Origin of the sequence: Pseudomonas sp. Marseille-P9899, from assembly GCF_903166565.1 — a bacterium.
Taxonomy (GTDB): domain Bacteria; phylum Pseudomonadota; class Gammaproteobacteria; order Pseudomonadales; family Pseudomonadaceae; genus Aquipseudomonas; species Aquipseudomonas huaxiensis.
This window is the reverse complement of sequence record NZ_CAESCG010000004.1, coordinates 475,938-501,953: the sequence shown is the minus strand read 5'-3', so window position 1 is coordinate 501,953 and position 26,016 is coordinate 475,938. Positions and strand designations below refer to the sequence as shown.

The following is a 26,016-nucleotide window of genomic DNA, read 5'->3' as shown; positions in this document are numbered from 1 at the left end:
GGGTGTGGTGCCGAACTCCGTCAGAACAGCACCGCGTTTTCAGCTCACGAAGCGTCGATCCAGATGGTCTTCAGCTCCGTGTACTGATCATGCGCCCAGATGGACTTGTCGCGACCGCCAAATCCGGACTCTTTGTAGCCTCCGAACGGCGTCGAGGCATCGCCTTCGCCGAAGCAGTTGACGGTGACCACACCGGCGCGGATTTCCCGCGACAGGCGCAGGGCGTTGCGCAGGTTGCCGGTGTAGGCCGAGGCGGCCAGGCCGTAGATGGTGTCGTTGGCCAGTTCGATGGCTTCATCGATTGTGGCGAAGCTGGTCACGCTCAGCACCGGGCCGAAGATTTCTTCGACGAACAGTCGGCTGTCGCGGGTGACGCCGTCGACGATGGTCGGCTGCACGAACACGCCGTCCTGGGTTTCGCCACCCTGGACCACGTTGAGCTGCTGTTCGGCGGCGTATTCCAGGTACGAGCGGACTTTCTCGAAGTGCGCCTTGCTGACCATGGCGCCGAGGCGGTTTTCCGGGTCGAGCGGGTCGCCCAGTTTCCAATCCTTGATGTGCTTGCCGATCAGGCCCAGCAGCTCGTCCTTGACGTCCTGGTGGACGATCAGGCGCGAGGAGGCCGAGCAGTTTTCACCCATGTTCCAGAAGGCGCCGGCAGTGACGAACTGGGCCACGGCGTCGAGGTCTTCGCAGTCGTTCATGACCACGGCCGGGTTCTTGCCGCCCAGTTCCAGCACCACGCGCTTGAGGTTGGACTCGGAGGCGTACTTGAGGAACAGGCGACCGGTGTCGGTGGAGCCGGTGAAGCTGACCATGGCCACGTCCATGTGCCGGCCGATGGCCTCACCCGCTTCGCGACCACCGCCAGGCACGATGTTGAACACACCGGCCGGGATGCCGGCGGCGTGGGCCAGTTCGGCGACGCGCAGGGCGGTGAGGGTGGTTTCCTTGGCCGGCTTGACCACGATGGAGCAACCGGCGGCCAGCGACGGGCCGATCTTCCAGGCCAGCATCAGCAGCGGGAAGTTCCACGGCAGGACCAGGCCGACCACGCCGATGGCTTCGCGTACCACCATGGTTACGGCGGCGGAACCGGTCGGCGCGGTGGCGTCGTAGATCTTGTCGATCAGCTCGGCGTGCCAGCGCAGGGTGTGGATGGTTTCCGGCACATCGACGTTCTGGCATTCGCTGACCGGCTTGCCGCTGTCCAGGCTTTCCAGCACGGCCAGTTCATGGGCGTTGTCTTCCAGCAACTGGGCGAACTTGAGCAGCACCTTTTTACGGGCGCCCGGGCTCAGTGCGCTCCAGCGACCGTCTTCGAAGGCGGCCTTGGCCGCGGCGACGGCGACGTTGACGTCCTGCACGTCGCAGGCGGCGACTTCAGCGAGTGGCTTGCCGGTGGCCGGGTTGGTGGTGATGAAGGTGCGCCCGCCAATGGCGTCGCGGAACTCACCGTCGATAAAGGCCTGGTTGCGCGGCATCAGGCCGGCGGCGATCGCGACGTACTGTTCCTTGCTCAGGAGGTCGGTCATTTCACTTGCCCTCGACGATAGCGGCGATGTTACGTTTCAAGGTGGCGACCACGTCGGCCAGCGCGGCCTGTTCGGCAGCGTCCAGGCCTTGCAGCGGAGCGCGACCGCCGCCGGTGCGCAGGCCGTGCAGGCTGACGCCGTGCTTGATCGACTGGACGAATTTGCCGCCTTCGAGGAAGTCCATCAGCGGCATCATTTCCGCCATGATGCGGCGGCCTTTGGCGAAGTCCTTCTCGATCACGCAGGCCTCGAACAGGGCGACGTGTTCACGCGGGATAAAGTTGGAACCGGCGCAGACCCAGCTTTGCGCGCCCCAGGCGAAGAACTCCAGGGCCTGGTCGTCCCAGCCGCAGGACAGCGAGATGTGCGGGTACTTCGTGGCCAGGCGGTGCAGTTGGTTCATGTCGCCGGAGCTTTCCTTGATGGCGACGATGTTCTTGACGTCGGCCACCGCGTCGAAGAACTCCGGGCCCATGCTTACGCTCATGCGGCCTGGGTAGTTGTAGAGCATGATCGGCAGGTCGGCGGCGGCGTCCACGGCTTTGACGTGCACGGCGATTTCCTGCTGGGTCGGCAGAGCGTACGGCGGGGTGCCCACCAGCAGCGCGTCGGCCTTGATCTCTTTGGCGTGTTTGGCGTAGGCCACCGAGTCTTCGGTGCGGATCGCGCCGGTACCGATGATCAGCGGGATGCGGCCGTTGATCACGTCCTTGGCCTGGGCGGCCAGCTCGACGCGCTCCTGGGCGGTGTGGGCGTAGTACTCGCCGGTGGAGCCGCCGATGATGATGCCGTGGATCTTCGATTCCACCAGGTAGTCCAGCACCGCAGCGAAGCCGGCCTTGTCGATGCTGCCGTCAGCGTTCAGCGGGGTGACTGCGGGGGTGTAGATGCCTTCGAATTTCATGTGTTTTCTCCAGTGGGACGCAAGGAAGGTTCGGGCCGCGCTCAGTTCAGCGAGGCGGCTTGTTGCAGAGTCAGGGAACGGGTTTCCGGAGCCAGGGCCCAGGCGAACAGCAGGCCGATCAGGGTGACGATGGCGGCGGCGTACATGGTCTGGGCGATGCCCAGGGTCTGCAGCGACATCGGTACCAGCCAGGTGCCGACCGCAGCGCCGACACGCGACAACGAGGTGCCGATGCCGACCGCCTTGGCGCGGATTTCGGTGGGGAACAGCTCGTTGGGGTAGACCAGTTGCAGCACCTGGGCGCCACCGATAAACAGGGCGTAAGCACCGAACAGCACCAGCACCGCCATCGGCGAGCTGTCGTGGGAGGCGCCGAGGCCGAGCAGGGCCAGGCCCGACCAGAGGAAGCTGTGGATCAGCATGCTGCGCCGGCCCATGCTGTTGATCAGGCGGGTGGCGATGATGCAGCCGACCACGAACAGCAGGGTGATCGCCACCGAGCCGAAGGACGCCCAGTCACCCTTGAGGTTCAGCGCTTCGAGCACCTTCGGCGCGAAGGAGTAGACGGCGAACACCGGGATCACCGAGCAGGACCAGAACATCGCGACGAACAACATGCGCTTGCCGTAGCCGGAGCTGAGCAGGCTGAGCAGCGAGGTCTTTTTCTCCTGGGCCTGTTCCGGCAGGTTCTTCAGCGAGAAGTCGTTGCCGTACACCTGCTTGATGATGGCCTCGGCTTCTTGCGGGCGGTGCTTGCTCAGCAGCCAGCGCGGCGACTCGGGGGTACCCATGCGCACGGCGAACAGGATCGCGCCGATGATCACCGGGCTTGCCAGCACCAGGCGCCAGCCGTTCTCGCCACCGGCGGCGAGGATGAAGTGGCCGAGGATGTAGGCGAAGGCGGCACCGGCAAACCAGAGGATGGTCAGGGTGGCCAGGCGCGGGCCGCGGTATTTCTTCGGCAGGAATTCCACCAGCAGCGCGGTAGCTACCGGGTATTCGATGCCGACCGCGACGCCGATCAAAAAGCGCAGGGCGAACAGCTCCGGGCCGGACTCGACCCAGAACTGCACCAGCGAGCCGAGCATGAACAGGATCGGGCCGACGAAGAAAATCCGTTTGCGCCCGAAATGGTCAGTCAGCCAGCCGCCGAAGAAGCCGCCGAAGAAAATGCCGATCAGTGCCGAGGCGGCGATCATGCCCTGCCAGAACGCGGTGAGGCTCAGGCCTGCGGACATCTGCACCATGGCCACGCCAATGATGCTGAGCACATAACCGTCAACGAACGAACCGCCGCCTGAGCGCACGGTGAGTAACTGGTGAAAGCGATTGAGTGGAACGTCTTCAACTGAACAAGTAGGCGTTGTCATTATTATTTCCTGCATTATCGAGCGTCGGGTTTCTCGAGGCCGAGTGGGTCCGCGGCGCTGAAAAAAAGACTTCAGTCCGGGAACTTGCAAACGGCCATCGCGACGTTGTTTACGGGTGCACTAACCCGCATCGCCACACTTCGACAGTGCGGCAATTGTTAATAAGAACTGCGTTGAAACTCCGGGTGAATCAGCTTTCTTTGCCGGCTCGCATTTGTCCCCACTTCAAATTGGCATTCACGCCCAGCGACAGGAACGGCTGGGGCGGGTTGACGTTGGGGCCCGGCGAGCGCAGCAGGAAGTCGATCAGGTCGCTCCTTTCTCCGCTCAGCCAGTCCGCCAGCAGTTTGCCGGTGGCGGTGCCACGGGTGACGCCCAGGCCGTTGCAGCACAGCGCGCCATAGACGTTCGGTGCCAGTTGGCCGAAGAAGCTTTCGTGGTTGCGCGACATCGCCAGCGCGCCGCCCCAGGTGTACTCGATGCCGACATCCGGAAGCATCGGGAAGCGGCGGTCGAACGAGGCCTTGTGGCGGCTGATGAAGCGCTCAAGGTACTTGCTGTCGGCGCGACCGCTGGGGTTGAAGCTGAAACTGTTGCGAATCAGCAAGCGGTTGTCCGGGGTGCGGCGCACCGTGGTGCCGAACGGGTCGGCGGGGATCACGCCCCAGTACGGTTTGCCGCCCAGGCGCGCCTGTTCCGCGGCCGTCATCGGGCGGGTCAGGCTGGCGTAGGTGAAGACCGGCAGCATGGTGCCCTTGAGGAAGCCGAAGTGGCCGCCGAAGGCATTGTTGGCCAGCACCAGCTTGTCGGCGGTGATGCTGCCGTTGGCGTGGCGCAATACGGTTTTCGCGCCGTATTCGACATCGGTGATGGGCGTCCATTCATACAGCGTGACGTTGGACGGCAGGCTTTCGGCCAGGCCCTTGACCAGCGCCGACGGCTGGATCAAGGCGGTGCCGGGGGTGAACAGGGCCTTGCGGTAGAAGTCGGTGCCAATGTGGTCCGGCAGGTCGGCGCCTTCGATCACTTCGAAGGGCTGGCCAAGCTTTTCCAGGCCGCGGCGGTAGGCGTCGAGGACGGCGATGCCGCGCTCTTCGACAGCGGCCTGGTACTTGCCGCAGAACTTCATCTGGCAGTCGATGCCGTGCTCGGCCACCAGATCCTTGAGGTAGTTCTGGCCGGTGAGGTTCAGGCGCAGCGAGATTTTTGCGGTACCGATGTCGCCGATGTAGTCCTCGGCACCGATATCGTGGGGCAGATCGATGGCGAAGCCGGCGTTGCGGCCGGCCGTGCCGAAGCCGACTTCCTGCGCTTCGATCAGGACGATCTCTTCGTCAGGAAACTTCAGCGCCAACTGGCGCGCGGCAGCGAGGCCGACATAGCCGGCGCCGAGCACCACCCAACGCGCGTTGCGGTTGCCGACATGGGCGGGCCGCGGTGTGCGCGAAGGGCTCAGGTGATACCAGCCGCACGATTTATCATCGGCCGGCAACGAGGTTACTTTTGTCATTTCAGGGACCTGGCTGTTCTTGTTTGATCCGGTGTTGCCACCCAGGCCGAAATGACTGGCGAACCTCGCCAACCTTCATGCTCCGGGGTATTTCAAAACGCGAGCGATACCTCCATGCCTTCCGGTGCGGCGTATTCCGCCATGCGCCGGCGCGACAGTTCCATATGCTCGCGAATCAGTTGTCCCGCCGCTTCCTTGTCGTGACGTGCAATGGCTTCGATGATCTGGTCGTGCTGGTCGCAGGCCAGTTCCAGATCTTTCTGCATGTCGCTGGTAGTGGGGTGGCGGTAGAAAATCTTGCCCAGGCGTGCGTGGTCGATCAGGACCCGGCGCAGGCTCGGCATCAGGTAATCGTTGTGTGCCATCTTGCCGATTTCGAGGTGGAACTCGTCGTTGTAGATGACCCGGTTTTCCACGTGTTGCGCTTCGATGGCCTGGCGGAACAGGGCCTGGATCCGGCGCAGCTCTTCGATCTCCGCCGCAGTGGCGCGGGTGGCGGCCAACTGGGTGGTGGCGATGTAGACCAGCGGCGCGGCCAGGAAGAAGGCCCGCAGCGACTCATGACTCATGGCGGCGACACGCGGGGCACGGTTGGCCTCCAGCTCGATGTAGCCCTCGGCGGCGATCTGCCGCAGCAACTCGCGAACGGGCGGTCGGGACAGCCCGAACTCTTCGCACAGTGCCAGTTCATCTACCACCGCGCCGGGCGCCAGTTCCATGCTCAGGATGCGGCGGCGCAGGGCTTCGGAGAGAAGCGCCTTGCGATCCGGGGAGGCATCGGCAATGGACGGGGAGACGGCTGCGGGGGCTTTCATGGGAGCCTTTTTTGTACTCATCAGGTTGTGTCTACAATTTGTATAACGAATATAGGGGAGGATTAGACAATGTGTCTACAGATATTTCGATGAGCGGTATTGGCCGCTGATCGAGGTGACTGTGACAGGGTCAGATCCCCGGTTTTGTTGGTGCGCAGGTGCTAAAGCTACCCGCAAAGAGGGTCTTTATGGCATCCACGAGACGCACTCTTATCAAATCCCGCCATTGACATGTCAGTCCGCGACAAGGTTTCAGGCAGCGTTCAGGGCGTCAGAGCCCTGAAAACACTGGGGAAAATAGCACTTCCAATGAATTCTTTTTGAATTCCTTAGGTATACACAAAGAATACAATTCCGTTGACCGCCTCCTGAACCCGTGCGAATCTCGCCTCAAGGCCAGTGTTCGCGGGCACTTCCCCTGGTCAACCGGTGATCCCGGCGCCAGAAATACCCCGCCAGAAAGTTGTGAAGCGGATGCCGGTGAAACTGCCTGCACCCTGAAACACGCAGTGCTCGAAACCAACAACAATGAATGGGCAAGCCATTGCCCTGCCAGCACCACAACCAGGAGATGAACAACAATGAAATTCTTCCGGAAGGCTCTCTGTACGCTCGCAATGGTCGGTCTCACGGTGTTCCAGGCACACGCCGAGGAAAAGACCATCACCATGGGCACGCTCTCGTGGGAAGACCTCACTCCCATCACCACCGTCACCAAGAAAGTGCTCGAAGATGCTGGCTACACCGTCAAGGTGACCAACTTCTCCGAATGGGGCATCGCCTACGCCGCCCTGGGCAAGGGTGATATCCAGATCCTGGCGTCGCAGATCGATTACGCCGCCCAGGATTACTGGAAAAAGAACAAGAACCGTCTGGAAAAGATCTCGCCGGTTTCCCACGGCCTCTACCAGGCGATCGCCGTACCGCGCTACGTCACCATCGACTCGCTGGAAGAGCTGAACGCCAACGCCGACAAGTTCGGCAACAAGATCGTCGGCATCGAGCCGGGTTCGGGCCTGATGAGCGACGCCGCCAAGGCGGTGACCGACTACGGCCTCAAGCTCAACCTCCTCGAAGGCAGTACCGCAGCCATGGCCGCCGCGCTGAAATCGGCGGTGGACCGCAAGGAATGGATCGCGGTCACCACCTGGGAGCCGTCCTGGATGAGCCAGAAGTTCGACGTGAAATTCCTCAAGGACCCGAAAGGCTCGTTCGCACCAGCGCAGGGTTACTACTGGATCGGCCACAAAGGCTTCTCGGCTGAATACCCGCAGGCCCGCGAGCTGATCGCCGGGGTCTACCTGCCGCTGGCCGATATCACCGCCATCAACGGCGCGATGAAGGACGGCAAGACCGTGGAAGAGGCGGTTGCCGACTGGTCGACGAAAAACGCCGACCTGATCAAGCGCTGGGAAAACATCAAACAATACTGATTTGGAACACCGCGTTGTTCGGGGCATTTCCCGGACAACGCCTTGAACACTGCCGAACTGAACGTAATAAAAAAGCCAACCAGATTCCTGGTTCGACGGGTGCGAGATGAACACAGCAAGCGATGTAGCAGATGACGTATTGGTGGAGTGCCAATCGGTCTGGAAGATTTTTGGCAAGAACGCCGATACCGCCATGCGTGCTTATAAAGAGCGTGGTTTGAGCAAGAAGCAGATTCTCCAGGACTACGGCTGCGTGGTCGGCGTTTCGGAGGTCAGCCTCAAGGTCAAGCGTGGCGAAATATTCTGCATCATGGGGCTGTCCGGCAGCGGCAAGTCGACCCTCATCCGTATGTTCAACCGGTTGATCGACCCGACCTCCGGCAAGATCCTGATCAAGGGCAAGGACCTCGCCGCCCTCGACGCTGCGGCCCTGCGCGAAACCCGCGCGCGCCAGATCGGCATGGTGTTTCAGAGCGTGGCCTTGCTGCCGCACCGCACCGTGCTGGAAAACGCCGCCTTCGGCCTGGAGGTGCGCGGCGTCGGCAAGACCGAGCGCCACGCGATCGCCGAGCAGGCGCTGGCCAAGGTGGGTTTGAGCGACTGGTCCCAGCGTTACCCCGACGAGCTGTCTGGCGGCATGCAGCAGCGTGTTGGCCTGGCCCGGGCGATCGCCTCCGACCCGGAAGTGATCCTGATGGATGAACCCTTCAGCGCCCTCGACCCGCTGATCCGCCGGCAACTGCAGGACGAATTCCGCCAGCTCACCAAATCCCTGGGCAAGTCTGCGGTGTTCATCACCCACGACCTGGAAGAGGCCATCCGCATTGGTGATCGCATCGCGATTATGAAAGACGGGGTGATCATCCAGGAGGGCACCGCCGAGGACATCGTGCTCAAGCCCGCCGATGCGTATGTCGCCGAGTTCGTTGCGGGGATTTCTCGGCTGCACCTGGTCAAGGCGCACTCGATCATGTCCTCCGTCGCGGCGCATCCACAGCTCGATCCGTCGCGCCTTCCGGGCGCGGGACCGCACACCGACCTGGATGCCTTGATCAACCTGATGATCAGCTCCGGCGGTGATGCGCTGGCGGTGGTGGAGCACGGCCAGGTGCTCGGCGTCATCACCCAGCAAGACCTGCTGCGTGGCGTGCAGGGCGCGCCGGCGGTCGAGCAGCCGGCTGCGCAACTGGAGGCCGCGCTATGAACGGCTCCGGTTTCGCCGCGGCCTTCGATGCGTTCGTCGATGCGCGGCTGGAGTGGCTGTCAGACAACGGCGCGTGGTTCTTCGACGGCCTCAACGCGGTATTGCAGGGCGGTTATCAGGTCATCTACAGCGGTCTGACGCTGGTGCCGTTCTACGTGATCATCCTGCTGTTCGGCGTGCTCGGCTGGCGCCTTACCGGCAGTTGGCGCTTCGCCGTGGGCGCGATGCTCGGCCTGGTGCTCTGCGTGATCATGGGGCTGTGGCTGCAGACCATGAGCACTCTGGCGCTGGTACTGGCCGCCACCAGCATGGCACTGATCGTCGGCATTCCCGTCGGTGTTGCCGCCGGCCTGATGCCGTCGCTGGACCGGATCAGCGAGCCGGTGCTCGACCTGATCCAGACCCTGCCGCCCTACATTTATCTGCTGCCAGCCATCGCCTTGCTGGGCTACGGGCCGGGCACGGCGCTGGTCGCCACCTTTATCGTCGCGGTGCCGCCGGTGGTGCGGCTGACCTCCCTCGGCATCCGCATGACGCCCAAGGTGTTCATCGAACTGGGCCACGCCAGCGGCACCACCGGCTGGCAGCAGTTCTACAAGATCCGCCTGCCGTTTGCCCTGCCGAGCATCATGGCCGGGGTCAACCAGGGCCTGATGATGGCCTTCGGCATGGTGGTGATCGCCGGCATCGTCGGCTCCGGCGGGCTGGGCGAAGTGATCTACGGCGCGATCCGCACCCTGGATATCGCCATGTCGATCAACGCCGCGATCGCCATCGTCATTCTCACCCTGATCCTCGACCGGATGGCGCAAAGCGCCACGCGCCTCGGCAGGAGGGCCGCTGCATGAACCTTACTGATTTCAAGTTTTCCCCCGGCGCCTGGCTGGCGCCGTCGGTGGATTGGCTCAACGCCAACCTACATGGCCTGTTCGCCGCCATCAGCCGCTTTATCGAGATGGTGTTGGGCGGTATCGAAGGCGTGCTGCTGGCAGTCCCGGCCTACGGCATGATCGCCCTGGTTGCGCTGCTCGCCGGGGTGCTGATCAACCTGCGCGCCGCCGTACTGGCGGCGGCGATGCTGGGTTTCTGCCTGCTTTCCGGGTTCTGGGTGGCGTCGATGCAGACCATCGCCCTGGTCACGGTGGCGGTGCTGATCTCGGTGACCATCGCCTTTCCGCTGGGCGTGCTGGCGTCACGGGCCAAGCGCCTGGACGCGGTGCTGCAACCGATCCTCAGCGTGATGCAGACCGTGCCGCCGTGGGTCTACCTGATTCCCGCCGTCATGGTCTTCAGCCTGGGCAAGGTGCCGGCGATCCTCGCCACCATCATCTACGGCATTCCGCCGATGCTGCGCTTGACCACCCTGGCGTTCAACCAGGTGCCCCGCGACCTGCTGGAACTGGGCCAGGCCATGGGCGCCACGCCGCGCGGCATCCTGCTGAAGATCGAGCTGCCGTCGGCCATGCCGACCCTGTTGGTGGGCTTGAACCAGTGCATTCTGCTGTCGCTGGCCATGGTCGTACTGGCCGGGCTGGTCGGGGCGGGCGGCCTCGGCGCGGAAGTGACCCGCGGCCTGACCCGCATGGAAATGGGCCTTGGCTTGCGTGCCGGCCTGACCATCGTCGCCGTGGCGCTGCTGCTCGACCGGTTGTCTCGCGGCGCCTTGCAAGGGCGGCGTATACGGGCCGCCACCTGACGAAAAATCCCACAATGGCTGTTGGATAAGCGCCGCGCCGGCGTGCATCATGCGAACGATGCACGCCGGCGTTGCGGTTTCCGTCATCCCTCCGGCAACACCAGAACAAGATCGAACGAGGCAACGACGTGGTTGAAAGAAGGCATTTCAGTGATGCCCTGCAGGGCTCAAACCTGCGCTTCACGGGCGAGAAAGGGCAACCGGCGATTGCCCAGGGCCGGGTCGGTTTCATCCTGCTCGAACACTTCTCCCTGCCGGCCTTCACCCAGGCGCTGGACACCGTGGTCACCGCCAACCTGATCCAGTCGGCGTCTTTCACCTACCGAACGTTCACCATGGACGGCGGCTCACGGGTCAGCGACCTGGGGCTGGTGATCTGCCCGGATGCCGCCCTCAATTCCGCCAGCCTGGACGACCTCGACCTGCTGGTGGTCTGCGGCGGCTTGCGCACCGTGCTCAAGCCGATTCCGGAACTGACGCAGATGCTTCTGCGTGCGGCCGAGAAGCAGGTGGCTCTGGCTGGCCTGTGGAACGGCGCCTGGTTTCTTGGCCAGACCGGATTGCTCGATGGCTACCGCTGCGCCGTGCACCCCGAACACCGTGGCGCCGTGGCCGAGATCGCCAAGGACAGCCAGGTCACCAGCGAAAGCTACATCGTCGACCGCGACCGTCTCACCGCCGCCAGTCCGGCGGGGGCGTTCCACATGGTGCTCGAGTGGATCAATACCTTGCATGGTCGTGGCATGGTCGACGCCATCGTCGATATCCTCGCCTTCGAAGAGTCCCGCTACCGCCGGGCGCGGCCGACCCTGCACGAAAAAATGAGCGAGCCGCTGCGCGAAGCCATCAACCTGATGAGCGCCAACATCGAAGAGCCCTTGAGCCAGGACCAACTGGCCCATTACGTCGGCCGCTCCAAACGGCAGATCGGCCGGTTGTTCATGACCCAGCTTGGCACCACGCCCGTGCGCTATTACCTGGAACTGCGGATTACCGAAAGTCGTCGGCTGCTGCAGCATTCCGACCTGCAATTGATCGACGTGGCGCTGGCCTGCGGTTTCGTTTCGCCGAGCCATTTCAGCAAGTGCTATGCGTCCTTTTATGGCTACGGGCCGTCGAAGGAGCTTCGCCATGGTTTGGTGAAGGGGGGGAAGGGCAAGAAGGCATCCTAGTGGTTATGCGTAGCTGCCAAGGTCAAAGAGACCAGGTGATTCCCTTCTGGAAGGCAATCAGGCTGGCCCCGCAGACGGCGGTGTCACCATGCCGCGCGGGAACTTTGCCATTGCCTCGTATCCCGCGCCCGGTAGCTTGAATCGCGACTGTCCCGTGCAGCGGGCACTCAAACGAGTCGCCATCTCCCGCTACGGCAATACCATTGACGGTGAACCCGGTAGTTGCGCTCTGCACAGTGCCACCATGGCTGCTGGTGTCACCTAGAACGATAAAGGCAAGGGTCATTTCAATGTCTGCCGATGAGTTTCGGGCCCAAGGTCGGTAGGAGCCTCGGGAACTGTCTGCGGCTCTTTTTCAGCCAACGGCTCTTCACTCCGGGATAGCCTTCGTGCACGCCCTGGTCTTTTTTCTCGGGGCTCCACCTTGGGCAAGGGAGGCCAGTCTGCAGCGGTAGATAATGCCGGAACTGGTTTTCCAGGCAGGCCAGCCTCCCGAATAATGCGCGGCCAGCGAGGTTCCCAGCACAGCAGCAGCGATATCCAGTGGCCAACGGCATGCAATGCCAACGCCGGAGAAACCAGCGCCACAATGCAGGCGACCTGCCAACGCAGCCCGGCGCGCCACAGTGGCCTGAAAAAACTCAGTGGCGCCATTACCGACAGCCACGGCCATGGCACCTTGCCCAGCAACTTCTTCGGTGCGGGTACCGATTGCGGCCCCTCTTCCATATAGAGGCGTATGAATTCCCAAAGGTTGACGATATCGCTGGTGCCATCGGCGCGTTTGCCAACGAAGACCATATGGAGATAAGGGTGGTCGGGCGTGGAAGGCTCCCATAAAAGAATGAGTTTTGTGCCTGTGTGAGCGCTTTCCTCGTGGCCCACTCCCGCGTCAACGATTACCTTTTCCCAGTCCAAAACGGTAATGCCCCCCGCGAATCGGGGCCGGTGCAGATAGACCTGACGCGTGACTCGATTGAAACGGATCAAAATTCGGCGTTGGACGAAGTTTTCAAGGTTTATGAAAATGCGTGCATATCGGATTACTACGTAAAAGCATCCAATGGTCAGAGCACCGGTGAAAGCCGCGAACACATAGTCGCCTACTGTTGCATCGTCTTTCCCCCAGTAATATACGCCTGTGAACCAGACCGTATTGTCTAACGCCACATCACCAGAAAGAGTGCAAAGGAAATAAATAGCGAACACTGTTAGATAAGTAATAACGCCGCGCCGCTCCTGTGATTCTCCTGCCATAATTTCAATGTAGGTTTCATTGAGCTCATAGATCGAACCGTCCGCACGCGGAGCTTCACTGACCCGGTCTCTAACTCCTGGCAAGTTGTCTTCGTGCTTGTATTTTCCGGAAAGTTTTTCAGCCAGGTATTTTTCTTTTTCTTCCTGCCACATTTCACTGTCGAAACGAGAGGTCTGCACGTACCACAACATCCATTCAATCCAATACATTCAGAGCTCCTCCTCAAGTGCCTCATAGAGTTTTTGCAGCTCTGTTTCCTGATCTTTGAATGGCTTCAATAAGGCATCCGACTTCCATTTCTTAAGACAGCTATGCCAGCACCACTCTTCCATTTTGCTAGGAGACAAGTAGACGATGGCGACACTAACTCCCAGAACAACAAGACTTCCAATTCCCATCAGACGCAGCAAGATCGGCATAACCCCGGGCCTACCAAGTATTTCTATTGACCGGATCACCCAGCTATGCCGTTCGAAAATCAATCGGAGCAATGGAGCTGAATACGAGAGAGACACTAACGCTCCCAACCCAGCGACCCCAAACGACACGACAGCTCGCGCCAAGTAGGCAGCACTAAGAAGCGTGTACTTCTTCTCTTTGAAATTTTTATAATCCTCGTAATCAATCAAACCAAGCATCACACCCCCAACAGTCGCCAGCCCTCCACCCAACAGTCTCAATCCACCCAACGAAACCGTGGCCCCACGCCCCGTAACCCCCGAAGACGCATACCGATCCGCAACCATTTGCACCCCCAGTGCCGTCAACTCGACTGTTGCAGCCGTGGTAATCAGGAGTGCCGCCTTGAACTCCAGGTATTCCTTTTCACCCTCGTCCATTTTCGAGATCTTCACGCCCAGAATGATGGCTTCGAGCAACGCCAGCAGTGTGCCGCCACGCAGTTGGTGAAAGATGCCCTTTCCAGTGTTCTGAAATTCCCGCATTACGGAGTTCCGAACCCGGGCGATATGGGAATTCACCTGACCCGAAACCCGGTTGGGATTGGCCGTTAGCCCAGCCGCCGCCAGTTCGCTCAGTCGTAGACGGGTCGTCACCTCTCCCAGCATGGCATGTACGAAACCGAGCATCGGACTCAATAGCAGGCGGTTCGTCGCGTTAACCGGTAGCAGCTTCAACATGTATTCGTGAAGGGACGCGAAAAGCGACAGCGTAAGGGGAAGCCGCTGCGGATCGAACCAGCGAGCGCCACCCCCCACGATCGCCATCTGAACGGCTGCATCCACCTTTATCAAAAGGTCGACGACTCTCTGAAACCAGGCGCTGGCAGCACCCAGCTCGGTGACGAGGTTATCGACGGTCAGGCCGTTGGCTGCGGCTTTTGCAGTGGCAAATGCCGCCCGGGCTTCCCTTGCAATGTCGATGTTGTTACGCGTCAAGGCGCGCCAGGCCAGATTGCGCTTGCTGATGTCGGTGTCCGACCACCACGACGCCAGCTTCGCAGCGCCCTTGCTGCTTGCGTTCATGCCGAGCAGGCACAAGGCAATCTGGCTCGCGAACGCCTGCCCCCAGACCGGTTGATGACGGTCGTAGACGTCGAGCGCCTGTTCCAGCATCTCGCTGTCCAGCCAGGCGAGATGGTCGTCCCCGCGTCTGTCCATTTCCTCCTGGGCCTTGCGATCAACCCTGGCGAACTCGGCCTGAATCCGCTCCTTGGCTTTCCAGTCGAGCCTGTCTTGGTACGGCTTGAAGGCCGACTCCTTTTCGGACTCGGCCTGGCTTTTTACGCGCTCTGGGTCATACGGCTCGCGTCTTTCCAGCTTTGCGTAATTGGTCCCGAAACGGGCCTCGTGCATCATGGCGCGGCCCTTGGCGTCCCGGTCCTGCCGAGCGGCCTTCTCGACAGCCTTCTCGACATACCCCAGTTCCATGGCCATCTTCACGTCGTCCAGCGCCTCGGCCACTACATACCGGCGCTCATTGCTGATGCCTTGCGCATCGACGGTCTTGAGCCAGGGCAGATTCATCTCGATGGAGTCATTGCGCCAGGCATTCAGTTCCTGAACGATGCCAATCGGGTCATCGAGGACAACGGCAACACCGCCGCCGTCCATCAGGCGCTCCAGCGCGTTGCGGTAAATGGAATCCATGTCCCTGGGTACATCCCCAGGGGCCAGCGCGCTGCGGAAGGGCGGAAAGGCCTGTTTCTCCAGCACGGCCCTCGCGGCGACATCACCGACGGCCAGGAACTCCGCAACGAGGCTGTCGACATGCGATGGGGTAATGACGTCGTCGAAGACGCCACAACTGTTGGCCAACGTGCGCAGGTCAAACTTCTGCAGGCGGTCACGGTCGCGATTGATGCTCAGGTGACGCTCGAGCATTTCGGCACTAAGTGGGTCCGGTGTGAACAACAGCCGCGCCTCGTCCACATCTTCCGGATCCGCTACGGTCAGGGTCCATCCTCCCAGCGCCAGAGCACCACCCACCGGGGTACCTGGATAGAGCGGTAGCACGGGTTCCAGCAAGCCGCTGTCGTGCGCCCGGTAGGTGGCTTCGCACACGTAGTCCTTGCCCATGCGCTTGACGAATACGTAGACGTAACCCTCGCGCACGCTGCGTATGGCATAGCGGCTGTGAGCAAGCGAGGGCGCCAGCCTCTTGCCCAGGTGAGGGGGGAGCACGGGAGCCAGCTTTTCGACGCTGGCCCGGTCCAGACCGGACATCACGCTGTAGCGCAGCGGCAAGATCGTGAGGGTGCGCTTGCAACTGACACACGGACCCTCAGGCTTATTGCTGTTCGTTCGGTTGGAGGCCTCGCGGCTGATGGCGAGCAGTTCGCTCAAGGAACGGGAAGGTTTCGACATGCTGAATGCTCTCGTTTGTTTGACTACGCCGAACCGTGCACATAGCGAACGGGCTGGCCGCCTTGCCAGAGTGTGAGCAGAGCCGGGCGTTCGAGGGTCTGGCCAAAGCCGACCGCAGGGTTGGCGCAGCTCAGGTTGACTTCGAGGCGGAAGGTTTCGGAGAGGCCTTCGGTAAGGTGGAACTCGACGACTTCAAAGTCATCGGAGCCGGCGGTGAAGGGGAAGCGCAGGGCGGATTGGACGGCATGGAAAGGCCTCCTCAGCCCGGTGTCGGGCCACTGCTCCTTGTGCGAGAGGAAAAGACCGGCGCGCTACCACGCCGGTCGCCAGAAGTACCTGGTAATCAGGCTTCCTTAGGGTTGCGCCAGTCGTCCGAGGCCTCGGTACCGCAGATGACATGGGACCAGATGATCTTGCGGTAGGCCATGGCGACCTTGACCAGTTGGGTGTACCCGGCCATTTCAGGGTCTTGGGCGTGGGGCAAGGCGGTATTGATGCTGACGATGGTGGCGTCTTCGAGGCGGGTGGTGAAGAACATCTCCTGATCCCCATCGGTGGAGGTGCGATACCACCTCACTTCTACCTCCGTCAGGGTCTCGCCGGTGGATAGTGCCTGGTACAACATCGGTATGGCCTTGTTCATCGACGACGTGAAAGTGAAAGGCCCGTGCACGCGCTGACCGGCAGGCTGGCCGCTTTGCGGATCGGTCGGAGTGCTGATCAGGTGTTCGATTTCCTGGACCAGGATCTGCTCCTCGTGCCCCTGCTGAAAGATGTTACCCACGGACTCGGCGGTAAATGCCCCGTCGGTAATGAATCCCTGGGTTTTTCCATGGATGCTGATATATGCAGGACTTGGCATGGACTGCCTCCTTGTTTCGTTGGTGTAAAGGCCTTGTGGGCCATGGCGCCATCGGTGATGGCAAGGGTTTGAAGCAAGCGTTACTTCAAAGTCATGAGCAGTGGCTGAACGGCTCGAACGTCAGGATTTGAGGATGAAGTCGAGGGACTTGAGCACCTCTTCGGTGGTGCTTCCCAGACTGATGGAGAAGTAGAGATAAGCCGCGAACAGGACCACACCGGCAATCGCCCAGGGCGTCCAAAGCGGCCATTGCCGTGCCAGGCGATAGCGACGGGATGCCACGTTGTCCGGCGGGTCGATCAGGCGCTCGGGGCTGTCGCCGCGCTGCGCACGGAGGATTCGATGCAGCTTGCCAATGACGCCGTTGAGAACATCCTTGTTGTTGTGCTGCTGGCCGTACTTGCCCTGGAAACCCAGGCACAGGCAGAGGTACTTGAACTCCAGCACGTCACGGTAGCGAGCCGGGTCTATCTGCATGCGCGCGAGGACGGTAAAGAACTTCTCGCCACCCCAGGTTTCGTTGTGGTGGTAGCTGAGCAGCGAGCGCTCCCGCCATAGAGAGGCGCGTCCCCACTCGGTGGCCATCACGGCTTCGTCGATGAAGGCACAAAGTGCGTAGCGGTAGGCCAGTTGCGTGGCGCCGTCGTAACCCCGCTGACGGACTTCTTCGGAGAGCGCCGTGATCTGGTCGCGAACCGTGGAATAGAGCGCAGGTATGTCCTCGCAGCGGTCAAGCCGACGAAGGCGTATCACCAGGCCGAGCATTGGCTGGGCGGCATCTATCAGCGGGTTGAGGCTGTGACCGCGCAACTGGAATTGCAGGTCGGTGTCCTGGTCGGTATTGCTCGAGGATTCGAAGAGCAGCCTGTTCTTGTCCTGAATGCTCTCGGCTGCCGCAGAACGCTGCAAGTCGTCCCGCGCCCGACCAGGCGCTGACGACTCGGGGGCCTCGGACAGGTCGTTGCCGGTCTGGGTTGAAGTGCTCATGTCATTGACTCCGGATCGCCCAGAACTGCAATTGCAGTTCCGGGAAATCACCGCTGATGTGGAAACCGAAGCTGTCAGCGCCTTTCGGCATCATCTTCTGCCAGTTGCCGGCGGTGCGATCGAGCTGGAAATAGGTGAAGCCGGCGTGGAACGGCAGGTGTCTGGGCGCCACGGGCAGCGGACTGAGCGGGATGCCTGGCAGTTGTAGGCGGATGAGGTCGAGCAGGGTTTGCTGAGAGGCCACCTTGGCCTGCTGCAGGAACAAATGACGCATCTTCTCCAGCGGCATTCGGGCATGCACAGCAAGGATGAAATCGGCACTGTCCATCAGGCTGCCATCGTTGATCTGCGCGGTGAGAATGCCGTGCGCCTGCTTGACCAGCGGAAGCGACACGGCGCGCGGCTGCAGCACGGTGCCGAGCAGGCGGCGCAGGGTTTGCTCCAGCATCAGGAAGGTGTTTTTCGGGTTGTCGTGCTGATAGGCGGGGAACTCGGGCGCAAGACGCGAGCCGTCGATGCAGGTGGCTAGCTCACCGCTGGCCTGCCCGCAGGCCAGATAGGCATCGACCGGGCGCACGTCGGGATCCCGCGCCAGATGGCGGAACTGGTGCTGCCAGCGATTGAGGGCCTGCAGAAGGCTGAAATCAGTGAAATCCGCTACGCCGGATTGACCGGGCGAGCCGATGCGCTGAGCGATGCTCTTGGCCCGCTCGTGCATCAGCGAAGAGATTTCCTCCATGAAATGCGCCAGCGGACGAATGGCATTGAGATGCAGACCGGTGATGTAGAACCCTGCGTCCATCAGCAGGCTGCCGTCGGGCCGCAGATCCAGAATGCGGCTCAGGGCCAGGCTGGTGAAGGCACTGCGATCGTCGCGCTCCAGTGCCAACTGCAAGTTGGGCACAGCCAGGTCCAGCGGGGCGTGATTGCCCTGGTGACTGTGAGTGTCACGGACATCTTCCGAGTTCAGGAGATAGCGGGTATTGCCATAGCTGTCAGGCCAGCGCACCTGGCCGGTGCCGTCCGAAAGCAACGGCAGCGTGAGATAGACCGTCTGGTTGGCCGCGCTGGCGTCGGGGATGGCCAGTGGGTCCGGCGGCGGCTGGTCATGCGGGATGTCGAACAACGTACCGTCGGGCATGACACCGCGGGCGCGAATGATGGCGATCTTGCCGAAGGCGAGAAACTCCTGGTTCAGCTCCAGTTCGGTGAAGCCATACCAGTACCGACTACCACTGCGGGCATTGATGCAGTGCTCCAGATACCGAGTGGTCTGCTGGAAATGCTGGGGTTTGACGAAGAGTCCTTCGCCCCAGACGACGGGATTGCGGGTGGTCATCGGTAAGTTCTCGCAGGGGAGGAGGCGTCGCCAGGGGTTGGCGCAGAGCGGTAGCTTTCATCGGTGAGCGCAACACGGCTGCCTTGCAGCATCACCATGAGCGGGTATTTGCGACCGCGAGGCTCGATGCGAAAAACGTCGTGCCAACGCTCCGCATTGGGGTCGTGGAAATCCGCCACCACCGCGATGTAGCGAGCCTTTTCGTCGACGTCGGAAAACTCGATGAACTTGAACTGGCCAGGCGTGAGGATGTAGTCGTCCGAAGCCAGGAGGGTGCTGCCCAATACTTTGTCGGGCGTGTTGCGGAGCAATTCGGGGTCGGCGTTTTCGAGCATGGAGTCGTCCTTCAACTGCAATACGCGAAAACCAATGGGCGTGGCGTTGTTCGGTGGCGCACGCTCTTCGGCCGCCTGGGCCAGGACCGGGCCATGGCCGTACTGGCCCAGATCTTGGCTAGCCATGGCAGAAGCCCCGACGCCACCTTCACGGGTAGACGGCGCCGGCCCTTGGCGCAGCATCCAGTTCGAGGGGCGTGGCCATCGCGCGGTCGTGGTGCCGGCGAACAGGGTTTCGGGCTGTGATTTGCCAAGGGTCAAGGGTGGCGCGTGCTCGTCTACGACCAGGCCGGGAATGGCCAGGCGCTGACGCACAGCGAGGGTGGTGAAGGCGCTCGTTCGCTCGTTCTCGAAATGACCGAGCAGGGCACGCAGATGCTCGATCAGGTCGTCCTTGCTCGCACTGCGAAAATTGACTGCGAAAGGCCCCTGCTCTTCCTGGTCCCATGGCGCTGGCTCCGCTTCGTCGACAGGCGCGGCAGCCGGGTAGCTGAGCGAGTTGGGGTTGACGTCCGGGCTGGCGTACAAGCTCAGAGCGACCTGCGAAGGTTGGTCCTGCGCAGCACCGACCTGGATGGACGGACTCATCAGCACCTGGCCCGTCTTTGTGAGCACGTTGCCCACGGTGCTGCAGCCGACAAGCGTGGCCGAGGCCAGCAGGAGCGCGATGGCGTGCCTCATCATGCCTCCGCGCGCAGCGCCTGATCGAAGGCCTGTTCGAAAACTTCCCAGAACAGCTTGTCGAAGCCTTGCTGCCGACCGGAGGTCAGTTCGTCGTAATAGTGCCCGTACATTTGCCACGCCCAATCGGCAGTCTGCGGCTGCCCGCTGCGTGCAGGGCGATAGCGCTGGAATCTCTGCTCCAACTGTCCGGGCGAGAATGCTTGCAAGAGCGCGGCGAGCCCGGCGGTGATGGCCTTGTGTGTCGCCACCTGCTGTCGGCGAATCTGCTCAAGCGACTCTTCAACCGCCGCCGAGGGTGACAGGTGAACAACACTGCGCTCGGCAGAAAAAAGCGCTCGCACGGTGTCCGGGTAGTTTTGTCCCAGACGCAAAGGGTTGTCTTCGATGGGCTGCAGCGTGCGCCCGGCCAGGGAAATTCTTTGCTGATCGTCAGCCTGGGGAGCATTCAGGGCGCACAGGCCGCGAATCAGCGCGCCGAGTGCACGTCCCGACTCGTTCAGCAGCGCGTAGGCCTCCTGTTCGTCCATCGCTCCAACCGCAGCGCCAATACCGTCCACCAGAGGCTCGACCAGGCCGACCGGCTCTGCGTTGCTGGAAAACTGGCGTTGAATCCACTCTCGGGCGGCCGCGGGCGGTGTGTCCTGTTCCGACATGTTGGGTTCTCCTGGGGCATGCATGGGTGCGCCGTAGATGGCTTCGGATCGGGTGCTGCCGACGTCGGCCTGGGCGGCCAGCGGCGTTTGTCCGTAGTGATTCGGATCGAGATGGGCAATTGAGCCGTCGTGGGCGACGTCGAGTGCTTCGAGAGGATCGAGCAGACCTTGAGGTCCTTGCGGGGCACCGAGCGCCTGGAACTCGGTCCAGCCTGATTGCTGTCGATATTCGCTATCGACGTCATGCGCTTCGGCGTTGGGCAATGCCTCCAGAAAATCCATGGGCAGATGTCCCGGTTCGCTGGAATGAAGCCCGGAATCGCCCGAAGGGTGAAGTTCATCGCCCAGGTGAACGGAAATCAGGTACGGGCCGATGTGCAACCTGTCGCCATTGCTCAACCTGGCGCAGGCATTGGCGCCGAGCGGTTGTGTCTGGTCATTGACGGTGGTGTCGCCACAGCGGTCGATCACCAGAAAAGCACCGTCCTCGAGGAGAATTTCGCAATGCAGGACGCTGACCCCACCCTCGCGGTCGCGCAGTGTCCAGCTGGCGTTCTGCGATCCGATGGTGCCGCCTTCGGCAACGAAGACATGGCCAGGCTTGCTGCCTTGCTGGAGCGCCTGGGGGTTGTCCACCACCAGGGACAGGCGCCGAACGGCGTTATCTACAGTCATGTGCGTACCGTGAGTCGAACAGGGGGAGGCGTGCGCAACTGCGGCTGCTCGAGAAAGCTGGTCCAGCCAAGCTGGCCGCCGTTGTCGTGCCCCAGATTGAAGGCGGGGATTTCGTTCTCGCACAGCCCCAGTTCAAGGTCGCAAGGGGTCTGGTCGCGCAGCAGGTAGGCGATCAGCATGCGTAACCGCTCGAAGTTCTCGCCGTTGGGCAGGAACTCGCGAAAACGTGCCTCCGACAGGCTGTGGATAACGATGGTGAATTTGCAGTGACGCGTTCGGACGCTGTCGCCGATGCGAAAGCTTTCGTCCAGTTGCCCGTTGCGCAGCCCAAGCTGCGTGCGGTCGTCCGGGGCGATATCGGAATAGCGCAGCTCGAAATCGCGGATGCTGACGTCCGGCAGGTCGAAGCAGTGAGCAATGAGCCCCGTCACCATGGCAGGCGAGCGGCTGCGGTGAACCACGGCACCGGCGAAGCTGAGCAGCCGGCTCCAGGCGATCGGCGTGGCGCCGCGAATGGCATCATCCTTGAGCCCTACCAGGGCGAAGAGACGCTGCGAAAGCCGGTCACTCGCGCCCGGACGGAAGCGAATGTAGTGGCGGTATTTGCGCCAGGCCTGGTGAAGCAGGGTCAACAGGCGGTGATTGAAAAAGTCGAAAAAGGCAGGACGGATACCCTCGCCCTGCCCCGCCTCGTAAGCCAGGCGTTCGAGGTAGTACGACGGCAGCGGGGAGTCGGGGCCGTGCATACCGAAGAAGGTCGCCTGCACAAGGTACTGATGCGGCAGATTCCCCTCCAGGCGCTGCGCCAGGAAGACATCCGAGGCCGGGAATCCGACGCCGGCAAAATTGCTCAGGCGAATGCGCTGCCCGTCAGCTGCGTAGGCTTCAGCAGACTCCAGATCATCGCCGTGCAACCCATGCAGGCGCTCGAGCAGGCAGAAGAAGTCATGACTCCTGGCCTCGCCAAGCAAGACGTCATTCAAATCAGGGGCTGGGTTCCGCTGCGCATCGGCCATGCGTAGTGCTCCTGATTCTTGACGTTGATGGCCTCCAGTACATGGAAGGAGGAAATGCTGGCGTACACGGAGAGGAAGTGGCTTAGCACCGTGCCAAAGAGGTACAGATCGCCCTCGCAGGAGAACCCGTCCTGATCGAGCTTGACCACGGTGCGCAATCCACGGATGGGGAGTGCCTTGAACATGCGATCGATTGGCGCGGTCTGCACCTCCAGCAAAGCCCCCAGGCGCATCTGTGTGGAGCGTGCGCGCTGGACGTCATGGTGGGCGGCGAAATCATAGGCACGGATAACGGCCTTCAAGGGCTCGGCCGACAGTAGCGACAGGTAAGTCGGCGACAGGTTGGAGATAAGCGTCCACAGCAAATCACCTTCCAGCACCGGTCGGTATGACGGGGTGGGCGGGGTCAGATTGCGGCAGGCTACGAAGGTAGGCATGCCCGGCGTGCGTATGCAGATATCGCCCATCGCCAATGCCTGTGGCAGGTCACGATTGCTGCAGGTCAGGGCGAAAGAAACGGTTTCCTCCCGCCCGATGTAGCGTTGTTCATCGCTGCGCACGAACGATACCCGGTGCTCGACACCGGCACTCATCAGCGAAGGGTCGATTCGGGTGCGGTAGTAGAGGACGGTCCGGCCCTGCTCGAAATCGATCTGATGACGAAGGGACTCGAACGGTTGGTAGGTTCGCAGCCAGGCGCCAGGCTGATCGGCAGCTTCGCTCTTCCAGCCGTCGACGCGATCGATGCTGAACACCTCATAGGCATCGGGCCGCTTGCCTGCTGGGCGCACGCGATGATCGAGGGTCTTCCCGGTCAGCCTCACCGGTTCGGCGTCGTGCTCGAAGAGGTTGACCGCAGGCGCACAGTACAGCGCCATGTCACCGGTCTGCACGCGCACATCGTCCGGCATGGGCCGGGTAAAGCGGAACTCCAGGCGGATACGCTCGGTGCTGGTGGTGGGCCAAAGGGCACGCAGCCCAACGAGCCCGAAGAAGAAATAGCGGCGGGGAAAAAGGAAGTACTCCTGCAGGATGCGGTATCCGTCCAGGGCGTTCTTCGGGTAGGGCAGCAATGCTTCGTCCGGGCTGAACCCCGGAAAAACGATCTGGCTGGCAGGTATGTGCCTGACCACGCCGTCACACTCCAGACGCACATCGACCAGGTATCTGGACAGCCACAGATACAAGGTCATGGCGGTGTAGTCGCTGCCACTCAGGTAGAAATCCAGGCGGTCGCAGTCGTAGGTGCTTGGCGGATTTCCACTCAGGGTGATGAGGTCCACGCGGACCGTCGATTTCTCCAGCGAATGCGCATCGCTGATTTCACTGATCTGCAACGGGTAGACATCGACGTTCGCGCAGGTGCGAAATTCGCACTCCACACCGTCGACGCTGCGCGAGCGGATACGCGCGCCCTTGGCGATACGCTGGCGGACGGTAATCGACCGGTCCACGGGTGGAAACTGCATGATGGTGGCACTGGGAAGCGACCGCAGATAGTTCGGCCACAGCAGTTGCAACAGAGGATGCGTCAGTTCGGGAAAGTCATCGTCGATCTTCAGCCGTAGCTTGGCCGTCAGGAACGCGAAGCCCTCCAGCAGCCGCTCGACATCCGGGTCGGTGGCCTCGTCGCCCAGAAACCGAGCCAGTTGCGGATTGTTGCGCGAGAACACTCGACCGAGCCGACGCAAATAATCCAGCTCCTCCCGAAACTTGCTCTTCAGTGGCATCCCGCCTCCTCGGCCAGTGTATTCACAGCACCTGAATCCGTTGCTGCCGCTGATGAACCAGCAGGTCTATCTCGACCTGCTCGGAAGCCTCCGCAAGCGGGATCTGACAGTGCAGGCGAAAGCACAGACCCAGCGGCTGCTCGGCCGCAGCAAGCATGCGAACGTCCAGCACCCGGACGCGAGGCTCATAGAGAGCGATCATTTCCCGGATGTTCTGACAGATCTGATTTCTCAGTTCCAACTGCCCGGCAGCGGCATCATTCATGTCGGGCAACCCCAAGCCAGGGCTGCTCTGCGAGCCACCCTGGCGGGCGTTGAGCAACTGCTCCAGGTTGGTCTTGATGGCCAGAATCCGCTCGGAAGCCAATGCCTGCCGGGTGCACAAGCGTCGGGGCGGCAGGTCCGGGTCGAGCCGCTGAAACAGGCTCCCCAGACCTGGCGAGGGCGATACGGTCGAATTCACCGTCATTCCTTGTCGAGCCGACCGACAAGCGAGAGTTCGAAGTTGGCGCCCATGTACTTGAAGTGCGGACGAACCGACAGCGATACCTGATACCAACCAGGATTACCCTCGACGTCCTGCACCACGATTTTCGCCGCGCGCAGAGGTCGACGGCTGCGCACATCGGAAGACGGGCTTTCCTGGTCGGCGACGTATTGCCGGATCCAGTTGTTGAGCTCCCGCTCCAGGTCCGGGCGCTCCTTCCAGCTACCGATCTGCTCACGTTGGAGCACCTTGAGGTAGTGGGCGAGCCGATTGATGATCATCATGTAGGGCAACTGCGTGCCGAGCATGTAGTTCGTCTGCGCCGCCTGGCCTTCGGGCGTCTTCGCGAACACTTTGGGGCGCTGCACCGAGTTGGCCGAGAAGAAGGCCGCGTTGTCGCTGTCTTTGCGCATGGTCAGCGGAATGAAGCCTTCGCTGGACAGCTCGAACTCGCGGCGGTCAGAGACCAGCACTTCGGTGGGGATCTTGGCCTGAAGCTGGCCGAGGGATTCGTAGAGATGAACCGGCAGGTCATCTACGGTGCCGCCCGACTGCGGGCCGATGATGTTCGGGCACCAACGGTATTTGGCAAAGCTGTCGACGATGCGACCAGCCAGCGCGAACGAGGTATTACCCCAGAGGTAGTTGTGGTGATCGCCGTCGATGGTCTCGCGATAGTCAAAACTGCGAGCCGGGTTCTCGAGTGGATCGTAAGGCTGGCGCAGCAGGAAGCGCGGCATGGTCAGCCCCAGATAACGCGCATCCTCGGAGTCGCGCAGGCCGCGCCACTTGGTGAAGCGTGGCCCGTCGAAGATGTCCTTCACTTCCTTGAGATTCGACAGCTCCTGGAACGATTCCAGATTGAACATTTCCGGGCCAACAGCGCCGAGGAATGGTGCATGAGCCATTGCTCCGACAGAGGCGACATAGCCGAGCAGCTTGATGTCCGGCGCCGACGGTCCGAAGGTGTAATTACTGACCATGCAGCCCACCGGCAGACCACCAAACTGACCGTAACCGGAGGTGTAGACGTGTCGATAGAGGCCACTGCGGGTGATATCGCTGGCGCTCTCGAAGTCCTCAAGCAACTCCGGCTTGGTCACGTGCAGCAGGTCAATGATCGTGTTTTCGCGGAAGTCCGTACGGTCGATCAAGAACTTGAGACCACGCCAGCTCGACTCCAGCGCCTGGAACTTCGGGTGATGCAGGACTACGTCCATTTGCTTGCCGATCCTGGCGTCGATCTGCGCCAGCATCTGGTCAACCAGTTGCTTATTGATCGGTCGCTGTTGATCAGACGACTTGAGCATTTCGGCAATGAAAGCAGCTACACCGCGCTCGGCAACGGCATACCCCTCCTGGCTTGGCTCGATTCGCGTCTGAGCAAGGATCTGGGCCAGCAGGCCACCTTCATGATTAGAACGTTGTTGCTCGACAGGGGCGGATTGCGCTTCGGTCATGCTCATATCCCTTGAAAAATGAATGGATGAATTGCTCGCCAGCCCATTCGGGCCGGACAGAACCGG

The 26,016-nt window shown here is 61.7% G+C and carries 22 protein-coding genes; 5 read left to right on the top strand and 17 right to left on the bottom strand.

All coding sequences use genetic code 11. The annotated features are described in order from the left end of the window. Nucleotides 1–44: 44 nt before the first annotated feature. The 5 genes from HWV67_RS22045 to HWV67_RS22025 form a co-directional block, all read right to left on the bottom strand. Nucleotides 45–1,535, bottom strand: a complete 1,491-nt coding sequence (locus HWV67_RS22045) for an aldehyde dehydrogenase (protein ID WP_175652769.1) — start codon at nt 1,533–1,535, stop codon at nt 45–47. 1 nt (nt 1,536) lies between these two features. Further along, nucleotides 1,537–2,439: a dihydrodipicolinate synthase family protein gene (locus HWV67_RS22040; protein ID WP_175652768.1), complete on the bottom strand. Its 903-nt coding sequence runs from the start codon at nt 2,437–2,439 to the stop codon at nt 1,537–1,539. Between the two features lie 41 nt (nt 2,440–2,480). Then, complete coding sequence (locus tag HWV67_RS22035) at nt 2,481–3,809, bottom strand: MFS transporter (protein WP_175652767.1); 1,329 nt, start codon at nt 3,807–3,809, stop codon at nt 2,481–2,483. Nucleotides 3,810–3,999: 190 nt separating this feature from the next. Continuing rightward, the gene (locus HWV67_RS22030) at nt 4,000–5,319 is read right to left on the bottom strand and encodes an NAD(P)/FAD-dependent oxidoreductase (protein ID WP_175652766.1); all 1,320 of its coding nucleotides are present in this window, start codon (nt 5,317–5,319) and stop codon (nt 4,000–4,002) included. Between the two features lie 92 nt (nt 5,320–5,411). Further along, nucleotides 5,412–6,134, bottom strand: a complete 723-nt coding sequence (locus HWV67_RS22025) for a GntR family transcriptional regulator (protein WP_110968727.1) — start codon at nt 6,132–6,134, stop codon at nt 5,412–5,414. Between the two features lie 581 nt (nt 6,135–6,715). Here HWV67_RS22025 and HWV67_RS22020 point away from each other — a divergent pair. From HWV67_RS22020 to HWV67_RS22000, 5 genes are all read left to right on the top strand, one after another. After that, nucleotides 6,716–7,567: a glycine betaine ABC transporter substrate-binding protein gene (locus HWV67_RS22020; protein WP_175652765.1), complete on the top strand. Its 852-nt coding sequence runs from the start codon at nt 6,716–6,718 to the stop codon at nt 7,565–7,567. Nucleotides 7,568–7,673: 106 nt separating this feature from the next. Next, entirely contained in the window at nt 7,674–8,771 is a 1,098-nt protein-coding gene (locus tag HWV67_RS22015; RefSeq protein ID WP_175652764.1) for a quaternary amine ABC transporter ATP-binding protein, read from the top strand. After that, on the top strand, nt 8,768–9,619 hold the full coding sequence (locus tag HWV67_RS22010; RefSeq protein WP_175652763.1) for an ABC transporter permease: 852 nt from the start codon (nt 8,768–8,770) through the stop codon (nt 9,617–9,619). Before HWV67_RS22015 ends, HWV67_RS22010 begins: the two co-directional genes overlap by 4 nt. After that, nucleotides 9,616–10,467 carry an ABC transporter permease gene (locus HWV67_RS22005; RefSeq protein ID WP_175652762.1) on the top strand — a complete coding sequence of 284 codons (852 nt, stop codon included), beginning with the start codon at nt 9,616–9,618 and terminating at the stop codon, nt 10,465–10,467. The genes HWV67_RS22010 and HWV67_RS22005 overlap by 4 nt, the downstream gene beginning before the upstream one ends. Nucleotides 10,468–10,595: 128 nt before the next feature. Then, nucleotides 10,596–11,639 (top strand): GlxA family transcriptional regulator, encoded by a 1,044-nt coding sequence (locus tag HWV67_RS22000; RefSeq protein WP_175652761.1) that lies wholly within the window; start codon nt 10,596–10,598, stop codon nt 11,637–11,639. Nucleotides 11,640–11,661: 22 nt separating this feature from the next. Here the strand turns inward: HWV67_RS22000 and HWV67_RS32205 are convergent, their stop codons facing one another. The 12 genes from HWV67_RS32205 to tssC all read right to left on the bottom strand — a co-directional run bounded on the left by HWV67_RS32205 (nt 11,662) and on the right by tssC (nt 25,950). Then, nucleotides 11,662–11,925, bottom strand: coding sequence for a PAAR domain-containing protein (locus HWV67_RS32205; protein WP_175652760.1), 264 nt, complete (start codon nt 11,923–11,925; stop codon nt 11,662–11,664). Beyond that, the gene (locus HWV67_RS21990) at nt 11,922–13,106 is read right to left on the bottom strand and encodes a DUF6708 domain-containing protein (protein ID WP_175652759.1); all 1,185 of its coding nucleotides are present in this window, start codon (nt 13,104–13,106) and stop codon (nt 11,922–11,924) included. Before HWV67_RS21990 ends, HWV67_RS32205 begins: the two co-directional genes overlap by 4 nt. Continuing rightward, nucleotides 13,107–15,722, bottom strand: a complete 2,616-nt coding sequence (locus HWV67_RS21985) for a T6SS effector BTH_I2691 family protein (protein WP_175652758.1) — start codon at nt 15,720–15,722, stop codon at nt 13,107–13,109. A gap of 343 nt (nt 15,723–16,065) precedes the next feature. Beyond that, complete coding sequence (locus tag HWV67_RS21980) at nt 16,066–16,584, bottom strand: Hcp family type VI secretion system effector (RefSeq protein ID WP_175652757.1); 519 nt, start codon at nt 16,582–16,584, stop codon at nt 16,066–16,068. A 120-nt stretch (nt 16,585–16,704) separates the two neighbouring features. After that, nucleotides 16,705–17,571 (bottom strand): type IVB secretion system protein IcmH/DotU, encoded by an 867-nt coding sequence (gene icmH, locus HWV67_RS21975; RefSeq protein WP_175652756.1) that lies wholly within the window; start codon nt 17,569–17,571, stop codon nt 16,705–16,707. A 1-nt stretch (nt 17,572) separates the two neighbouring features. After that, nucleotides 17,573–18,910 carry a type VI secretion system baseplate subunit TssK gene (gene tssK / locus HWV67_RS21970; RefSeq protein WP_175652755.1) on the bottom strand — a complete coding sequence of 446 codons (1,338 nt, stop codon included), beginning with the start codon at nt 18,908–18,910 and terminating at the stop codon, nt 17,573–17,575. After that, entirely contained in the window at nt 18,907–19,926 is a 1,020-nt protein-coding gene (gene tssJ, locus HWV67_RS21965) for a type VI secretion system lipoprotein TssJ (protein ID WP_175652754.1), read from the bottom strand. The genes tssK and tssJ overlap by 4 nt, the downstream gene beginning before the upstream one ends. Further along, complete coding sequence (gene tagH, locus HWV67_RS21960) at nt 19,926–21,257, bottom strand: type VI secretion system-associated FHA domain protein TagH (protein WP_175652753.1); 1,332 nt, start codon at nt 21,255–21,257, stop codon at nt 19,926–19,928. Before tagH ends, tssJ begins: the two co-directional genes overlap by 1 nt. After that, complete coding sequence (gene tssG / locus HWV67_RS21955; RefSeq protein ID WP_175652752.1) at nt 21,254–22,273, bottom strand: type VI secretion system baseplate subunit TssG; 1,020 nt, start codon at nt 22,271–22,273, stop codon at nt 21,254–21,256. The genes tagH and tssG overlap by 4 nt, the downstream gene beginning before the upstream one ends. Beyond that, nucleotides 22,237–24,003 carry a type VI secretion system baseplate subunit TssF gene (gene tssF / locus HWV67_RS21950; RefSeq protein WP_175652751.1) on the bottom strand — a complete coding sequence of 589 codons (1,767 nt, stop codon included), beginning with the start codon at nt 24,001–24,003 and terminating at the stop codon, nt 22,237–22,239. Before tssF ends, tssG begins: the two co-directional genes overlap by 37 nt. Nucleotides 24,004–24,025: 22 nt before the next feature. Beyond that, a complete protein-coding gene (gene tssE / locus HWV67_RS21945) occupies nt 24,026–24,472 on the bottom strand; it encodes a type VI secretion system baseplate subunit TssE (protein WP_175652750.1) in 447 nt (148 codons plus the stop codon). Then, on the bottom strand, nt 24,469–25,950 hold the full coding sequence (gene tssC, locus HWV67_RS21940) for a type VI secretion system contractile sheath large subunit (protein ID WP_175652749.1): 1,482 nt from the start codon (nt 25,948–25,950) through the stop codon (nt 24,469–24,471). The genes tssE and tssC overlap by 4 nt, the downstream gene beginning before the upstream one ends. Nucleotides 25,951–26,016 lie beyond the last annotated feature (66 nt).

Bases quoted from the DNA above. Each gene is read 5' to 3' on its own strand.
- HWV67_RS32205 (WP_175652760.1), bottom strand. From the start codon at position 11,925: ATGACCCTTGCCTTTATCGTTCTAGGTGACACCAGCAGCCATGGTGGC.
- tssG (WP_175652752.1), bottom strand. From the start codon at position 22,273: ATGGCCGATGCGCAGCGGAACCCAGCCCCTGATTTGAATGACGTCTTG.
- HWV67_RS21985 (WP_175652758.1), bottom strand. From the start codon at position 15,722: ATGTCGAAACCTTCCCGTTCCTTGAGCGAACTGCTCGCCATCAGCCGC.
- icmH (WP_175652756.1), bottom strand. From the start codon at position 17,571: ATGAGCACTTCAACCCAGACCGGCAACGACCTGTCCGAGGCCCCCGAG.
- HWV67_RS22010 (WP_175652763.1), top strand. From the start codon at position 8,768: ATGAACGGCTCCGGTTTCGCCGCGGCCTTCGATGCGTTCGTCGATGCG.
- tssJ (WP_175652754.1), bottom strand. From the start codon at position 19,926: ATGAGGCACGCCATCGCGCTCCTGCTGGCCTCGGCCACGCTTGTCGGC.
- HWV67_RS21980 (WP_175652757.1), bottom strand. From the start codon at position 16,584: ATGCCAAGTCCTGCATATATCAGCATCCATGGAAAAACCCAGGGATTC.
- tssK (WP_175652755.1), bottom strand. From the start codon at position 18,910: ATGACCACCCGCAATCCCGTCGTCTGGGGCGAAGGACTCTTCGTCAAA.
- HWV67_RS21990 (WP_175652759.1), bottom strand. From the start codon at position 13,106: ATGTATTGGATTGAATGGATGTTGTGGTACGTGCAGACCTCTCGTTTC.
- HWV67_RS22020 (WP_175652765.1), top strand. From the start codon at position 6,716: ATGAAATTCTTCCGGAAGGCTCTCTGTACGCTCGCAATGGTCGGTCTC.
- HWV67_RS22005 (WP_175652762.1), top strand. From the start codon at position 9,616: ATGAACCTTACTGATTTCAAGTTTTCCCCCGGCGCCTGGCTGGCGCCG.
- tagH (WP_175652753.1), bottom strand. From the start codon at position 21,257: ATGACTGTAGATAACGCCGTTCGGCGCCTGTCCCTGGTGGTGGACAAC.
- HWV67_RS22025 (WP_110968727.1), bottom strand. From the start codon at position 6,134: ATGAAAGCCCCCGCAGCCGTCTCCCCGTCCATTGCCGATGCCTCCCCG.
- tssE (WP_175652750.1), bottom strand. From the start codon at position 24,472: ATGACGGTGAATTCGACCGTATCGCCCTCGCCAGGTCTGGGGAGCCTG.
- HWV67_RS22015 (WP_175652764.1), top strand. From the start codon at position 7,674: ATGAACACAGCAAGCGATGTAGCAGATGACGTATTGGTGGAGTGCCAA.
- tssF (WP_175652751.1), bottom strand. From the start codon at position 24,003: ATGCCACTGAAGAGCAAGTTTCGGGAGGAGCTGGATTATTTGCGTCGG.
- HWV67_RS22040 (WP_175652768.1), bottom strand. From the start codon at position 2,439: ATGAAATTCGAAGGCATCTACACCCCCGCAGTCACCCCGCTGAACGCT.
- tssC (WP_175652749.1), bottom strand. From the start codon at position 25,950: ATGACCGAAGCGCAATCCGCCCCTGTCGAGCAACAACGTTCTAATCAT.
- HWV67_RS22035 (WP_175652767.1), bottom strand. From the start codon at position 3,809: ATGACAACGCCTACTTGTTCAGTTGAAGACGTTCCACTCAATCGCTTT.
- HWV67_RS22045 (WP_175652769.1), bottom strand. From the start codon at position 1,535: ATGACCGACCTCCTGAGCAAGGAACAGTACGTCGCGATCGCCGCCGGC.
- HWV67_RS22030 (WP_175652766.1), bottom strand. From the start codon at position 5,319: ATGACAAAAGTAACCTCGTTGCCGGCCGATGATAAATCGTGCGGCTGG.